The sequence below is a fragment of the Sphingomonas sp. genome (genome assembly GCA_019635535.1).
Lineage (GTDB): Bacteria > Pseudomonadota > Alphaproteobacteria > Sphingomonadales > Sphingomonadaceae > Allosphingosinicella.
The window spans coordinates 787,656-800,795 of record JAHBZH010000001.1 but is presented as its reverse complement, the minus strand read 5'-3'; the positions used below and the strand labels follow the sequence as shown (position 1 = coordinate 800,795).

The window sequence follows — 13,140 nt, the reverse complement described above, 5'->3', positions numbered from 1 at the left end:
CTTGATCTCCTCGCGGATCACGGGATCGCGGAATTCCGACGGCCCCGGGCGCTGCGTATCGGCCTGGGTCGTCCTTCTGCTCACCGGGCGGTGCCTTGCGGCGGCGGGCCTTCGGCGGGGCGCAGCGAGGTGCCGGCCCGGCCGGAACGCAAGGCCGCGAACCAGCTGATCGGATTGACGTAGCTGGAGCTGCCGTCGAGGCTGAAGGTGATGAATTCGGCGCGCCCGCCGATATTCTCCCACGGCACGGGGCCGCCCAGCCCCCGCTCCGGCAGACCGGCAGCGAAGCGGCTGTCGGCGCTGTGATCCCGATTGTCGCCCATCAGGAAGACATGGTTCGGCGGAATGACGGTGCGCGGATAATCGTCCCCCTGCGGCGAGTAGCCCAGGTCGATCGTATCATAATGGCGACCGCTGGGAAGATATTCGCGCACGATCGGCAGACGGCAATAGGCCCGGCCGTCCGGCCCGGTCACGCGGAAATCGCCGAATGCGTCCGGCTGGCAGGGCAGATTGTCGTCGATCGGCAGCATCACCGGCTCGCGCCGCTCGCGCCGGACCGGCTCGTCGTTGATGTAGAGCTGGCCGTCGATCATCTCGATCGCATCGCCCGGCAGGCCGATGACGCGTTTGATATAATCGGCATTCTCGCCCGGCGGCGTGGCGATGACGATGTCGCCCCGCTCGGGCATCCGGCCCCAGATCCGGCCCTCCGTGCGCGGGAAGACATGAAAGCTGGGCGACACCCAGGACCAGCCATAGGGATATTTGCTGACCACCAGCCGATCGCCGACCAAGAGGCCCGGCATCATCGATTCCGAGGGAATGTAGAAGGGCTTGGCGATGAAGGAGTGAAAGCCGAGCACGGCGAGAAGCAGCCAGAAGATCGCCTTCACCTCGCCCCACCAGTCGGTGCCCTTCTTCTTCGCCTCGGTTCCCGGGGGGGGCGTGTCGAGCGCGACCGGCGGCGCGACGACGTCGCCGCGTGCCTCGTTGCTGGTTTCGGCCGCGTCCGCGCGGTCGTTGTCGGTCACGTAAGGGGCTCCTCGGGCAAGGCTTCGATGACGACCACGGCCATCGCGAAGGGATGATCGTCGGTCATCGTCAGGTGAACGTGGACGGCGTGGCCCGGCGGCGTCATCGCGTCAAGCCTCTCCTTCGCGCCGCCGGTCAAAGCCAAAGTGGGGGCGCCGGACGGCAGGTTCACGACGCCGATATCCTTCATGTAGACGCCGCGCCTGAAGCCGGTGCCGACCGCCTTGGAGAACGCCTCCTTTGCGGCGAAGCGCTTGGCATAGGTGCCGGCACGGGTGAACGGGCGGGTTTCGGCGCGGGCACGCTCCCTGTCGGTGAAGACGCGGTTGAGAAAGCGATCGCCGAACCGATCCAGCGAGTTCCGAATCCGGTCGATATTGCACAGGTCGGAGCCGAGGCCGATGATCATGAGATGACACCACTTTCCCTCTCCCATTTCGGGAGAGGGAGGGAGCGCCGCAGGCGCGGAAGGGTGAGGGCATATCGGGCAAGACAAGCCCTCACCCTCCCACCCGCTGCGCGGGCGGGCCCCTCCCTCTCCCGAAATGGGAGAGGGGCAATCACCGCGCCTCGTCCATCAGGGCGCGCATCCGCCGGACGCTGGCGTCGAGGCCAATGAAGATCGCCTCGCCGATCAGGAAATGGCCGATATTGAGCTCGGCGAGCTGCGGGATGGCGGCGACGGGCTGGACATTGTCGTAGGTGAGGCCGTGGCCGGCATGGGGCTCGATGCCGTTCTTGGCGGCGAGCGCGGCGGCATCGGCGAGGCGGCGGAGCTCGGCGGCCCGGGCCTCGCCCTCGGCATGGGCGTAGCGGCCGGTGTGGAATTCGACGACCGGTGCGCCCAGATGCATCGCCGCCTCGATCTGGCGCGGATCGGGCTCGATGAAGAGGGAGACGCGGATGCCGGCCTCGCCGAGCCGGGCGATGAGCGGCTTCAGGTGATTGTGCTGGCCGGCGGCGTCGAGCCCGCCTTCCGTCGTCACCTCCTCGCGCCGCTCGGGCACGATGCAGGCGGCGTGCGGGCGGTGCCTGAGCGCCAGCGCCACCATCTCCTCGGTCGCCGCCATCTCCATGTTCAGCGGCAGCGCGATCGCGCCGATCAGGCCGGCGATATCCTCGTCGATGATGTGACGACGATCCTCGCGCAGATGCGCGGTGATGCCGTCGGCGCCCGCCTCCTGCGCGACCAAGGCGGCGCGAATCGGATCGGGATAGAGCCCGCCGCGCGCGTTCCGGATGGTCGCGACATGGTCGATATTGACCCCGAGGCGGAGATGGGACGTCACGCGGCCGCCTTGCGGCTCCCGGGCTTTTCGGCCGGCAGCGCGGCCAGCTCGGCAGGCAGATCGTCGGCCGGATAGCTGGGCACGTTGAGCGAGACGAGCGGATAGAAAGGCACGCCCATGTCGGCCACGCCGGCGGAGCGATCGACCAGCGACGCGGCGGCGATGACCTCCCCGCCCGCCTCGGCCACCGCCTTCATCGCCTCGCGCGAGGACAGGCCGGTGGTGACGACATCCTCGACCAGCAGCACCTTCTGCCCCGGCTTCAGCGCGAAGCCCCGGCGCAATTCGAACGTGCCGGTCGGCCGCTCGACGAAGAGCGCCTCGACGCCCAGCGCCCGGCCCATTTCATGGCCGATGACGACGCCGCCCATGGCCGGCGAGACGACGATCTCGATCTGCGATCTCAGCTCGCGCGGGATCGATGCGGCGAGCGCGCCGGCCATGCGCGAGGCGCGAACCGGGTCCATCAGCACGCGCGCGCATTGCAGGTAACGCGGGCTGTGCAGACCGGAGGACAGGATGAAATGCCCCTCCAGCAGCGCGCCCGCGGCGCGGAATTCGGCGAGAATCTCGTCTTCTGTCATCGGCTTTCCTGATCGGGCGTCACGCCGGATTGATAGGTGCCGGCGCCCTTCGCTTCAAGCATTGGCCTTCGCGCGCGCAACATGCTTGAGACAAGAGGACGTGCTGCCTATAAGGCGCCGCGTCGGGCCCGTCGGCGGATGATTCCAGCCACCCCGACGGCTGCAACAGGGGTTTAGATGAAGACTCTATTCAAGCTCGTCGCCATTGCCGCCGCGTTCGGCCTGGCGCCCGCCGCGATCGCGGCCGCACCCGCGCCCGTCGCGGCGCCAGCGGACGCCGCCGCGACGGCGAACGAGACCGCCACCGAGGCGCCCGCCGCGCCGGAAGCGCTCGCGCCGACGCCCGGCATCGGCCAGCCCGACGGTCGCTACGGCCTGCAGGACATGGTGACGCCGATCGGCGAGGAAGCCGTCTGGTTCCACGACATCATCCTGTTGCCGGTGATCACCGTCATCTCGCTGTTCGTGCTGGCGCTGCTCGGCTGGGTGATCGTCCGCTACCGCCGCGCCGCCAATCCGACCCCGTCGCGCAACACCCACAATACCGCGCTGGAGGTGATCTGGACGCTGGTGCCGGTGCTGATCCTGGTCGTGATCGCGGTGCCGTCGATCCGGCTGCTCGCCAATCAATATTCGCCGCCCGCCGCCGACATCACGGTGAAGGCGATCGGCAACCAGTGGTATTGGACCTACGAATATCCCGACCACGGCATCGAGCTCGTGTCCAACATGCTGCCCGACGAGGAGGCGATCGCCAATGGCGAGCCGCGCCAGCTCGCGGTGGACGAGCGCATGGTCGTCCCCGTCGGCGCCACCGTGAAGGTGATCGTCACCTCCAACGACGTCATCCACGCCTGGGGCGTTCCCGCCTTCTGGGTGAAGATCGACGCCGTGCCGGGCCGGCTGAACGAAACCTGGTTCCGCACCGATCGCGAGGGCGTCTATTACGGCGTCTGCTACGAGCTGTGCGGCGCGCGCCACGGCTACATGCCGATCGCCGTCGAGGTGGTCAGCCGCGAGCGCTTCGCCCAGTGGGTCGCCGCGCGCGGCGGCACGATGCCGGGTGCGGCGAGCGCCGAGGCCGCGAGCGCCGAGGCGGCACCGGCAGCAGCCAACGACAACGCCGTCGCCGAAGCGGCGCCGGCGGCCGACACCAACCAAGCCATCCCTGCGAACTGAGGCGGCGAGACACATGACCGACACCACCGCGAACGCCGCCCATTTCGAGGCCGATCACGGCCACGGGGCGCATCACGACGCCGATCACAAGCCGGGTTTCTTCGCCCGCTGGTTCATGTCCACGAACCACAAGGATATCGGCACGCTCTACCTGATCTTCGCGATCATCGCCGGCATCATCGGCGGCGGCATTTCGGGCCTGATGCGGCTCGAGCTCGCCGAGCCGGGCGTCCAGTATCTCCAGGGCTGGGCGACGATCGTCAACGGCCTGACCGGCGGCACCGAGGCGACCTTCGACGAAGGTCTCCACATGTGGAACGTGCTCATCTCCGCGCACGGCCTGATCATGGTCTTCTTCATGGTCATGCCGGCGATGATCGGCGGCTTCGGCAACTGGTTCGTGCCGCTGATGATCGGCGCGCCGGACATGGCCTTCCCGCGGATGAACAACATCTCGTTCTGGCTGCTGCCCCCCGCCTTCATCCTGCTCTTGGGCAGCGCCTTCGTGCCGGGCGGCACCGGGCTCGGCGCGGGCGTCGGCTGGACCGTCTATGCGCCGCTCTCGACCTCCGGCTCGGTCGGCCCGTCGGTGGACATGGCGATCTTCTCGCTCCATCTCGCCGGCGCCAGCTCGATCCTTGGCGCGATCAACTTCATCACCACCATCTTCAACATGCGCGCGCCGGGCATGACCCTGCACCGGATGCCGCTGTTCGTCTGGTCGGTGCTGGTGACGGCCTTCCTGCTGCTGCTCGCGCTCCCGGTGCTGGCCGGCGCGATCACCATGCTGCTCACCGACCGCAATTTCGGCACGCACTTCTTCGACGCGGCCGGCGGCGGCGATCCGGTCCTCTACCAGCACCTGTTCTGGTTCTTCGGCCATCCCGAGGTGTACATCATGATCCTGCCGGGCTTCGGCATGGTCAGCCAGATCGTCGCCACGTTCAGCCGCAAGCCGGTCTTCGGCTATCTCGGCATGGCCTATGCCATGGTCGCGATCGGCGTGATCGGCTTCGTCGTGTGGGCCCACCACATGTTCACCGTCGGCATGGACGTGAACACGAAGATGTACTTCACCGCCGCGACGATGGTGATCGCGGTCCCGACCGGCATCAAGATCTTCTCGTGGATCGCCACCATGTGGGGCGGATCGATGACCTTCGAGACGCCGATGCTGTGGGCGCTGGGCTTCATCTTCATGTTCACCGTGGGCGGCGTCACCGGCGTCGTGCTGGCCAATGGCGGCATCGATACGGTGATGCACGACACCTATTATGTGGTCGCGCATTTCCACTACGTGCTGTCGCTGGGCGCGGTTTTCTCGCTGTTCGCGGGCTGGTATTACTGGTTCGGGAAGATGTGGGGGCGCCAGTATAACGAGCTGCTCGGCCAGCTCCATTTCTGGACCTTCTTCATCGGCGTGAACGTGCTGTTCTTCCCGATGCACTTCCTCGGCCTGGATGGTTTCCAGCGCCGCGTGCCGGACTTCGCCGATGCCTATGCCTATTGGAACCACATCGCCTCGCTCGGCTACCTGATCATGCTGGCGGGGATGGTGTTCTTCTTCATCAATGTCCTCTGGTCGCTGTTCGCCGGCAAGAAGTGCCCGGACAATCCGTGGGGCGAGGGCGCGACGACGCTGGAATGGACCCTGTCCAGCCCGCCGCCCTTCCACCAGTTCGAGACGCTGCCGGTGATCGAGGACGGCAAGCATCATTGACGACCGCGCGGCGGGCCCCGCCGGCCCGCCGCCGCCAACCGGAACATGACGACGCAGACCATCACCTATCCGATGCCCGCGGAATGGCGGGACTTCCTGGCGCTCACCAAGCCCCGGGTGATGTCGCTCGTCGTCTTCACCGGGCTGTGCGGCTTGCTGGTCGCCCCGGTCGCGATCCACCCGGTGCTCGGTTTCACCGCCGTGTTGTGCATCGCGCTCGGCGCTGGCGCGGCCGGCGCGCTCAACCAATGGTATGAGGCCGATCTCGACGCGGCGATGAAGCGCACCGCCGGCCGGCCGCTCCCGGCCGGGCGGATGGACCGCCAGTCGGCGCTGCATTTCGGCGTGGGCCTGGCCGTCTTCTCGGTCGTGCTGATGGGGGTGGCGACCAACTGGTTCGCCGCCGCGATCCTCACCGCATCGATCCTGTTCTACGTGCTGGTCTACACAATCTGGCTGAAGCGCCGCACGCCGCAGAATATCGTGATCGGCGGCGCGGCCGGCGCCTTCCCGCCGCTGATCGGCTGGGCGGCGGCGACCGGCGACACGGCGCTGTTGCCGGCCCTGCTGTTCGCGATCATCTTCCTGTGGACCCCACCCCATTTCTGGGCGCTGTCGCTGTTCGTCCGCTCCGATTACGCCAAGGCCGGCGTGCCGATGCTGCCCGTCGTCGCCGGCGCGCGCGCGACGCGGCTGCAGATCCTGCTCTACACGCTGCCGATGATGGCCGCGGCGATCGCGCCCTGGCCGCTCGGCCTCGCCGGCGCGCTCTACGGCATCACCGCCAGCGCGCTGAGCCTCGCCTTTTTCGCTCTCGCCGCCCGGGTCGCCGCCAACCGCGCGACCGAGCCGGCCGGGATGAGGCCGGAGAAACGGCTCTTCGCATTCTCGATCCTCTATCTCTTCGTGCTGTTCGGCGCGCTCGTCCTCGATCGCTGGTTGATCGCATGAGCGGGAAGGAACCGGTGCAGCAGGAAATCCGCCGCCGCCAGCGCGCCCGCGCGCTGATCATGGCGATCGGCCTCTTCGCCTTCGTCGCTTTGATCTATTTCATAACGATCGCGAAAATGGCGGTGCACGGCGGATGACGAGCCTCGCCGCCCGGAACCGCCGCACCGCCGCCATCTTCGCGCTGGTCGTCGCCGCCATGGTCGGCCTCGCTTATGCGAGCGTGCCGCTCTACCAGCTCTTCTGCCAGGTGACCGGCTTCGGCGGCACGACGCAGATGCGGGTCGGCACCGAGGCGCCGGGCGCGGTCGGCCGGCTGATCTCGGTGCGCTTCGACGCCAATGTCTCGCCCGCTCTGGGCTGGGAATTCCGCCCGGTCGACACCCACCGCCAGGTCGCGATCGGGGCGCGCAACATCGCGCTCTACACCGCGCGCAACGTCTCCGACCGGCCGCTCGTCGGCACCGCCACCTTCAACGTGACGCCGAGCCAGGCCGGGCAGCATTTCGCCAAGGTCCAGTGCTTCTGCTTCACCGAGCAGCGGCTGGAGCCGGGCCAGGAGATGCGCATGCCGGTCGTCTTCTATGTCGATCCCGCGATCCTGAACGATCCGAGCGCGCGCGACATCAGCGAGATCACGCTTTCCTACACCTTTTACCCAGTGGACCAGCCGCAAAGCGGCAGCTAGAGCAAAAGCGAAAACAGGGACGGAACCGACCATGGCCGGAGCGAAGAACCACCAATATCACATCCTGGCGCCGAGCATCTGGCCGCTGATCGGCGCGTTCTCCGCGCTCGCGCTCACCGGCGGCGGCGTGATGTGGATGCACGATTACGCGCCCGGCACCTATGTCGCCATCGCCGGCCTGATCGGCGTGGTCTTCACGATGTTCTCCTGGTGGGCGGACGTGGTCAAGGAAGCGCATGGCGGCGATCACACGCCGATCGTGCAGCTCCACCTGCGCTACGGCATGATCCTGTTCATCGCTTCGGAAGTGATGTTCTTCGTCGCCTGGTTCTGGGCCTGGTTCAACGCCTCGCTCTTCCCGTCCACGGTGGACGCCGTCGGCGGCGTCTGGCCGCCCGAAGGGCTGCACGTGCTCGATCCGTGGGGCTGGCCGCTGCTCAACACCATGATCCTGCTCTGCTCCGGCACCACCGTGACCTGGGCGCACCACGCGCTGATCAACGGCGACCGCAAGGGGCTGATCGCCGGCCTGTGGGCGACGATCGGCCTCGGCCTCCTGTTCACCGGCATCCAGGCCTATGAATATGCTCATGCCCCGTTCGGCTTCACCGGGCCGGAGGCGAACATCTACGGCTCCGCCTTCATGATGGCGACGGGCTTTCACGGCTTCCACGTCATCGTCGGCACGATCTTCCTGATCGTCTGCCTCGCCCGCTCCTACAAAGGCCACTTCACGCCGAAGCAGCATTTCGGTTTCGAGGCGGCGGCCTGGTACTGGCACTTCGTCGACGTGGTCTGGCTGTTCCTGTTCCTGTGCATCTATCTCTGGGGCGGTTGGGGCGCGCCGGTGCACTAGGATGCGCCGCTCGGCGGCCCGTGCCGCCGAAAGGATGATGGTTCGATGACCGAGCCGGCGACCGCCATCTGCGCCCTGCGCGGCCTTTGTCCGCGCTGCGGCGCGAAGACGATGTTCGCCGGATTCGTCACCTTCGCGCCGCGCTGCCGCGCCTGCGGGCTCGACTATGACGGCTTCAATGTCGGGGACGGGCCGGCGGCCTTCCTGATCTTCATCGTCGGCGGATTGGTGACCGCGCTCGCCGTCACCACCGAGCTGGCCTTCGCGCCGCCCTGGTGGGTGCATGCCCTGCTCTGGCTGCCGCTGACCGCCGCACTGACCATCGGCCTGCTGCGGCTCGGCAAGGCGCTGCTGCTCGTTCTGGAATATCGCAACCGGGCGCGCGAGGGGCGGCTGAAGGAGCGGGAATGAGACGCCTGCCCTTCCTTCCCACCCTGATCGTCGCCGCCGCCGTCGCGACGATGATCGCGCTGGGCTTCTGGCAGCTCCAGCGCGCGGCGTGGAAGGACCGGCTGCTCGCCGAATATGCGATGGCCGCGAGCCTGCCCGCGCTCGATCTCGATCCGTTGCTGGCGGGCAGCGAGAACGACATGCCGCCGCTCGCCTTCCGCCGCGTGCTCGTCACCTGTCAGGTGCGCGACGCCGAGCCGGAGCTGCGCGGCGGGCGGAGCGACGCGGGCCAGGGCGGCTATGCCCATCTCGTCCCGTGCCGCCCCGGCGCGGACGGACTGGCGGGGCGGATCGTCGTCAATGCCGGCTGGACCCCCCTGCCCGACCAGGCCCGGCGGGTGACGCTGGACGGCATCGTCGCGGGGCGGCTGGGGCCCGTCGAGCCGGGGCGTCCGATCACGCTGACCGCCGCCGCCTCGCGCGCCCCGCTCCACCCCGGCGCGCCGGCCAATATCGAGGACATCCCGAACAACCATCTGGCCTATGCCTTTCAATGGTTCTTCTTCGCCTTCGTCGCGGTCGTCATCTACGCGCTGGCGCTGCGCCGCCGGGCGCCGAAGTTGCCGCCGGAGCCATGAGCGCCTACATGCGCGCGCCATGATGAAGCTCACCACGCTCGCCAACGGCCTGCGCGTCGCCAGCCGCGAAATGCGCAGCGTCGAGACGGTCGCCGTCGGCCTTTATGCGGAGACCGGATCGCGCCACGAGCCGGCGCGGCTGAACGGACTCGCGCATCTGTTCGAGCATATGGTGTTCAAAGGCGCGGGCGGCCGTTCGGCGCGCGAGATCAGCGAGGCCGTGGAAGATGTCGGCGGCGATCTCAATGCCTCGACCGATCGCGAGCTGACCGCTTTCTATGCCAGCCTGCTCGCCCCGGACCTGCCGCTCGGCGTGTCGCTGATCGCCGATCTGGTCCGCCGCCCGCATTTCGAGCCCAAGCATCTCGAGCTGGAAAAGCAGGTCGTGCTGCAGGAATTGTGGGAAGCGCGCGACATTGGCGGCGATTTCGTGTTCGACCAGCTCCAGGACGCCGCCTTCCCCGACCAGGCGATGGGCCGCCCGGTGCTGGGCGCGGAGGCGAGCGTGGGCGACGTGACCGTGGACGATCTCCACAACTGGCTGGCCGAACATTATGCGCCGAACCGGCTGGTCCTGGTCGCCGCCGGCAAGCTGGCGCACGACCGGCTGGTCGATCTCGCCGAGGCGGCGTTCGGCGACATGCGGCCGCGCCCGGGCGGCGCGATCGAGCCGGGGCGCTTCTGCGGCGGCCGCCGTACGGCGCGGCGCAAGGGGGCGCAGGCCCATCTCGCCATCGCCATGCCGGCGCCGGCCTGGCACGATGCCGACGCCTATGCCGCGCAGCTCTTCGCCGACGTGGCGGGGACCGGCGCCTCGTCACGCCTGTTCCAGGAACTGCGCGAGCAGCAGGGCCTTGCCTATACCGTGTCCGGCGCGGCGCAGAGCTTCAGCGATTGCGGCCTGTTCTGGGTCTATCTCGCCTGCGCCAGCGGCCAGCTGAACTGGGCGCATGACGAGACGGAGCGCGTGCTCGCCGAAACCGCCGCCGGCATCACCCCGGCCGAGCTTGCCCGCGCCCGCGCGCTCGCCAAGGCCGGGATGATGATGAGCCTGGAAAGCTGCTGGGGCCAGGCGAGCTATGTCGCGACCCGGCTGCTGCGCGAAGGCCGGCTGATCGAGCCCGCCGAGATCGTCGCGCGGCTCGACGCGGTGACGCTGGACGAGGTGCGCGCGGCGGGCGCGCGCATCCTGGCCGGGCCGCGCGCCGTCGCCAGCGTGGGCGGCAGGCTCGCCAAGGCGGCATGAAGCTTTCGACGCTGATCGCCGAGCCCTGGGCCGATTACGGCCTGGTCGATTCGGGCCATGGCCGGAAGCTCGAGCGCTACGGCGCATACCGCTTCATCCGACCCGAGCCGCAGGCGATGTGGGCGCCGTCGGCCGAGAATTGGGACGCGCATGGCGAATTCGTGCCCGGCTCCGACGAAGAAGGCGGCGGGCGCTGGCAGTTCGGCAAGCCGGTGCCGCGCGAGGGCTGGGAGCTGGGCTGGGAGGAGGCGCGCTTCACCGCCCAGTGCACGCCGTTCCGACACCTCGCCTTCTTCCCGGACATGGCGCCGCAATGGGCGTGGATGCGCGAGCGGCTGGGCGAAGGCACGGAGGCGCTCAACCTGTTCGGCTATACCGGCGTCGGCACGCTGGCGATGAGCGCGGCGGGGGCGAAGCTCACCCATGTCGACGCCTCGAAGAAGTCGGTCGAGCAGGGCAAGGCCAATGCGGCTTTGTCCGGCATGGCGGACAGGCCGATCCGCTGGCTGGTGGACGACGCCGGCAAGTTCGCCGCGCGCGAGGTGCGGCGCGGCCGGCGCTATGACGGCATCATCCTCGATCCGCCGAAATTCGGGCGCGGGCCGGACGGCGAGGTGTGGCGGCTGGAGGAGGGCCTGCCGGGCCTGATCGCCGATTGCGCGAAGCTGCTCGACGGCGACAGCCGGTTCCTGGTGCTGACCGTCTATGCGGTGCGCATGTCGGCGCTGGCGATCGGGGAATTGCTGGGTCAGGCGCTCGGCCATCTCGGCGGGCGGATCGAATGCGGCGACATGGCGGTGCGCGAGGAAGCGCGCGGGCTGCTGCTGCCGACGGCGATCTTCGCGCGGTGGTCGCGAGGCTGAACCAAACCGTCATTGCGAGGAGTGCAACGACGAAGCAATCCAGTGGGTTTCGGAGACCGGGCTGGATTGCTTCGCTACGCTCGCAATGACGGTTGATTCAGTCCCGTGAGGCCCGAATCGCCGCGCCGGCCACGAAGGGCGCGCCGGCCACGAGCAGCAGCGACGTCGCACCCAGCAATTGCAGCGCGCCCGCGTCGTTGCCGCGCTCGATGAGGCCCGCGCCGAAGATCAGCAGCGGCACGGCGAGCGGCAGGATCAGCAGGCCGGCGAGCGCGCCGCCACGGCGCAGGCCGGCGGTAAGCGCGGAGACGCCGAGGGTGAGGGCGGCGAGGCCGGGCGTGCCGATCAGCAGGCCGAGTTCGAGCCGCCACAGCACGTCCGCCGGCAGCTTCAGCAGGGCCGAAGCGGGCAAAGCGGCGATCATCAAAAGCGGACCGAAGCTCAGCCAGTGGCCGGCGAGCTTGGCGACCGCCACCGCTTCCTCGCTCATCCCGCGCAGCGCGAGCTGATCGAGGGTGCCCGAATCGAGGTCCGGCGCGACCAGGCGATCGACCGGCAGGAGCGCGGCCAGCAGCGCCGCCATCCAGAGCGCGCCGCCGCCGGTGCGCGCCAGCAGCGGCCCGTCCGGCCCGACCGCGAAGGGAAAGAGCGTCGCGACCAGCAGGAAGAAGACGAGCGGGAGCAAAGCGGTGCCTCCGGTCGCGGCGAGGCGCAATTCGCGGGCGATCAGCGCGATCATCCGAGCGCCACCGTCGCCGCGTCGTCCAGCCCGAGCGGCTGGTGCGTCGCGGCGAGGATTGCGCCGCCGGCCAGGCGGTGCGCGGCGATGGCGGCGGCGAGATGCGCCTGCCCGTCCGTGTCGAGACCGTTGGCGGGTTCGTCGAGCAGCCAGAGCCGCGCGCCGCTGGCGACCACACGGGCGAGCGCGGCGCGCCTGCGCTGGCCGGTGGAGAGCATCCGCACCGGCACATCGGCGAGATGGGCGATGCCGAGCGCGTCGAGCGCGGGCGCGGCGCCGTCCAGAGCGGCCCAGAAGCCGAGCGCGCGGGCCAGCGTCAGCCGCGCGTCCAGCGCGAGGCGCTCGTCGGCCAGAGCGGCGGGCGCGGCCTCCACCGTTCCGGCGGCGGGGGCGAGCAGGCCGGCGGCGACGCGGATCAGGCTGGACTTGCCGACGCCGTTGGGGCCGGTGAGCAAAGCCGCCTCGCCCGGCCCGAGCCGTAGGCTCAGCCCCGCGACGAGCACGCGCCCGCCGCGCCGGACGGTCACATCCTCAAGCGCGAGCAGGGCCGCGCCGGTCAATCCGCCGCGTCCTCGATGGCGTGCATGTCGTCGTCGGAGAAGCCGAAATGGTGGCCGACCTCGTGGACGATGACATGAGTGATGAGCGCCTCCAGCGCGACGCCGGTATCGACCCATTCGTCGAGCAGCGGGCGGCGATAGAGATGGATCATCGGCGGCAGCTCGCCGGACACCCAGCTGCTCCGCTGGTCGAGCGAGCGGCCGGAATAGAGGCCGGTCAGCTCGAACGGATCCTCCATGCCGAAGGAGGCCAGCACCTCCTCGTCCGCGAACTCCTCGACGCGCAGCACGACGCCGTCGAGATGGCGGCGGAACTCCGCCGGCAATGAAGCGATCGCCGCCTCGGCCAGCCGCTCGATCGCGACCGCATCGGGCGCGTGGGTTTGACCCTGTGCCATGGATGCG

The 13,140-nt window shown here is 69.1% G+C and carries 17 protein-coding genes; 10 read left to right on the top strand and 7 right to left on the bottom strand.

Features of this window, described 5'->3' with window-relative positions:
* Nucleotides 1–80 precede the first annotated feature (80 nt).
* The 4 genes from lepB to pyrE all read right to left on the bottom strand — a co-directional run bounded on the left by lepB (nt 81) and on the right by pyrE (nt 2,908).
* Nucleotides 81–1,034, bottom strand: coding sequence for a signal peptidase I (gene lepB, locus KF780_04110; protein ID MBX3560979.1), 954 nt, complete (start codon nt 1,032–1,034; stop codon nt 81–83).
* Complete coding sequence (acpS, locus tag KF780_04105) at nt 1,031–1,444, bottom strand: holo-ACP synthase (GenBank protein ID MBX3560978.1); 414 nt, start codon at nt 1,442–1,444, stop codon at nt 1,031–1,033. The genes lepB and acpS overlap by 4 nt, the downstream gene beginning before the upstream one ends.
* Before the next feature lie 151 nt (nt 1,445–1,595).
* Entirely contained in the window at nt 1,596–2,324 is a 729-nt protein-coding gene (locus KF780_04100) for a pyridoxine 5'-phosphate synthase (protein MBX3560977.1), read from the bottom strand.
* On the bottom strand, nt 2,321–2,908 hold the full coding sequence (pyrE, locus tag KF780_04095) for an orotate phosphoribosyltransferase (protein MBX3560976.1): 588 nt from the start codon (nt 2,906–2,908) through the stop codon (nt 2,321–2,323). The genes KF780_04100 and pyrE overlap by 4 nt, the downstream gene beginning before the upstream one ends.
* Nucleotides 2,909–3,085: 177 nt before the next feature.
* On the opposite strand from pyrE, the gene coxB reads away from it, so the two are divergent.
* Genes coxB through KF780_04045 form a run of 10 tightly spaced genes read left to right on the top strand, consistent with a single transcriptional unit; the run spans nt 3,086 to nt 11,436 of the window.
* A complete protein-coding gene (gene coxB / locus KF780_04090; GenBank protein MBX3560975.1) occupies nt 3,086–4,087 on the top strand; it encodes a cytochrome c oxidase subunit II in 1,002 nt (333 codons plus the stop codon).
* Between the two features lie 13 nt (nt 4,088–4,100).
* Nucleotides 4,101–5,807: a cytochrome c oxidase subunit I gene (gene ctaD, locus KF780_04085; GenBank protein MBX3560974.1), complete on the top strand. Its 1,707-nt coding sequence runs from the start codon at nt 4,101–4,103 to the stop codon at nt 5,805–5,807.
* 45 nt (nt 5,808–5,852) lie between these two features.
* Nucleotides 5,853–6,758, top strand: coding sequence for a heme o synthase (locus tag KF780_04080; GenBank protein MBX3560973.1), 906 nt, complete (start codon nt 5,853–5,855; stop codon nt 6,756–6,758).
* Complete coding sequence (locus KF780_04075; GenBank protein MBX3560972.1) at nt 6,755–6,895, top strand: hypothetical protein; 141 nt, start codon at nt 6,755–6,757, stop codon at nt 6,893–6,895. The genes KF780_04080 and KF780_04075 overlap by 4 nt, the downstream gene beginning before the upstream one ends.
* Nucleotides 6,892–7,443: a cytochrome c oxidase assembly protein gene (locus tag KF780_04070; protein ID MBX3560971.1), complete on the top strand. Its 552-nt coding sequence runs from the start codon at nt 6,892–6,894 to the stop codon at nt 7,441–7,443. The genes KF780_04075 and KF780_04070 overlap by 4 nt, the downstream gene beginning before the upstream one ends.
* 31 nt (nt 7,444–7,474) lie before the next feature.
* Nucleotides 7,475–8,299 (top strand): cytochrome c oxidase subunit 3, encoded by an 825-nt coding sequence (locus KF780_04065; GenBank protein ID MBX3560970.1) that lies wholly within the window; start codon nt 7,475–7,477, stop codon nt 8,297–8,299.
* Between the two features lie 45 nt (nt 8,300–8,344).
* Nucleotides 8,345–8,710, top strand: coding sequence for a DUF983 domain-containing protein (locus KF780_04060; GenBank protein ID MBX3560969.1), 366 nt, complete (start codon nt 8,345–8,347; stop codon nt 8,708–8,710).
* Nucleotides 8,707–9,327, top strand: a complete 621-nt coding sequence (locus KF780_04055) for an SURF1 family protein (GenBank protein MBX3560968.1) — start codon at nt 8,707–8,709, stop codon at nt 9,325–9,327. The genes KF780_04060 and KF780_04055 overlap by 4 nt, the downstream gene beginning before the upstream one ends.
* A 19-nt stretch (nt 9,328–9,346) precedes the next feature.
* The gene (locus KF780_04050; protein ID MBX3560967.1) at nt 9,347–10,573 is read left to right on the top strand and encodes an insulinase family protein; all 1,227 of its coding nucleotides are present in this window, start codon (nt 9,347–9,349) and stop codon (nt 10,571–10,573) included.
* Nucleotides 10,570–11,436 (top strand): class I SAM-dependent methyltransferase, encoded by an 867-nt coding sequence (locus KF780_04045; GenBank protein MBX3560966.1) that lies wholly within the window; start codon nt 10,570–10,572, stop codon nt 11,434–11,436. The genes KF780_04050 and KF780_04045 overlap by 4 nt, the downstream gene beginning before the upstream one ends.
* 97 nt (nt 11,437–11,533) lie before the next feature.
* On the opposite strand, the gene KF780_04040 is transcribed toward KF780_04045, so the two are convergent.
* The 3 genes from KF780_04040 to KF780_04030 are packed head-to-tail and all read right to left on the bottom strand — an operon-like array spanning nt 11,534 to nt 13,133.
* Nucleotides 11,534–12,175 carry a heme exporter protein CcmB gene (locus tag KF780_04040; GenBank protein MBX3560965.1) on the bottom strand — a complete coding sequence of 214 codons (642 nt, stop codon included), beginning with the start codon at nt 12,173–12,175 and terminating at the stop codon, nt 11,534–11,536.
* Nucleotides 12,172–12,735: a heme ABC exporter ATP-binding protein CcmA gene (ccmA, locus tag KF780_04035; GenBank protein MBX3560964.1), complete on the bottom strand. Its 564-nt coding sequence runs from the start codon at nt 12,733–12,735 to the stop codon at nt 12,172–12,174. The genes KF780_04040 and ccmA overlap by 4 nt, the downstream gene beginning before the upstream one ends.
* Nucleotides 12,732–13,133 carry a metallopeptidase family protein gene (locus KF780_04030; protein MBX3560963.1) on the bottom strand — a complete coding sequence of 134 codons (402 nt, stop codon included), beginning with the start codon at nt 13,131–13,133 and terminating at the stop codon, nt 12,732–12,734. The genes ccmA and KF780_04030 overlap by 4 nt, the downstream gene beginning before the upstream one ends.
* Between the last annotated feature and the right edge of the window lie 7 nt (nt 13,134–13,140).

What these genes read in the sequence shown, in the direction of transcription:
- acpS (MBX3560978.1), bottom strand. Translation starts at nt 1,444, where the DNA reads ATGATCATCGGCCTCGGCTCCGACCTGTGCAATATCGACCGGATTCGG.
- KF780_04060 (MBX3560969.1), top strand. Translation starts at nt 8,345, where the DNA reads ATGACCGAGCCGGCGACCGCCATCTGCGCCCTGCGCGGCCTTTGTCCG.
- KF780_04030 (MBX3560963.1), bottom strand. Translation starts at nt 13,133, where the DNA reads ATGGCACAGGGTCAAACCCACGCGCCCGATGCGGTCGCGATCGAGCGG.
- pyrE (MBX3560976.1), bottom strand. Translation starts at nt 2,908, where the DNA reads ATGACAGAAGACGAGATTCTCGCCGAATTCCGCGCCGCGGGCGCGCTG.
- ctaD (MBX3560974.1), top strand. Translation starts at nt 4,101, where the DNA reads ATGACCGACACCACCGCGAACGCCGCCCATTTCGAGGCCGATCACGGC.
- KF780_04055 (MBX3560968.1), top strand. Translation starts at nt 8,707, where the DNA reads ATGAGACGCCTGCCCTTCCTTCCCACCCTGATCGTCGCCGCCGCCGTC.
- coxB (MBX3560975.1), top strand. Translation starts at nt 3,086, where the DNA reads ATGAAGACTCTATTCAAGCTCGTCGCCATTGCCGCCGCGTTCGGCCTG.
- KF780_04045 (MBX3560966.1), top strand. Translation starts at nt 10,570, where the DNA reads ATGAAGCTTTCGACGCTGATCGCCGAGCCCTGGGCCGATTACGGCCTG.
- KF780_04065 (MBX3560970.1), top strand. Translation starts at nt 7,475, where the DNA reads ATGGCCGGAGCGAAGAACCACCAATATCACATCCTGGCGCCGAGCATC.
- KF780_04075 (MBX3560972.1), top strand. Translation starts at nt 6,755, where the DNA reads ATGAGCGGGAAGGAACCGGTGCAGCAGGAAATCCGCCGCCGCCAGCGC.
- KF780_04040 (MBX3560965.1), bottom strand. Translation starts at nt 12,175, where the DNA reads ATGATCGCGCTGATCGCCCGCGAATTGCGCCTCGCCGCGACCGGAGGC.
- KF780_04080 (MBX3560973.1), top strand. Translation starts at nt 5,853, where the DNA reads ATGACGACGCAGACCATCACCTATCCGATGCCCGCGGAATGGCGGGAC.
- KF780_04070 (MBX3560971.1), top strand. Translation starts at nt 6,892, where the DNA reads ATGACGAGCCTCGCCGCCCGGAACCGCCGCACCGCCGCCATCTTCGCG.
- KF780_04050 (MBX3560967.1), top strand. Translation starts at nt 9,347, where the DNA reads ATGATGAAGCTCACCACGCTCGCCAACGGCCTGCGCGTCGCCAGCCGC.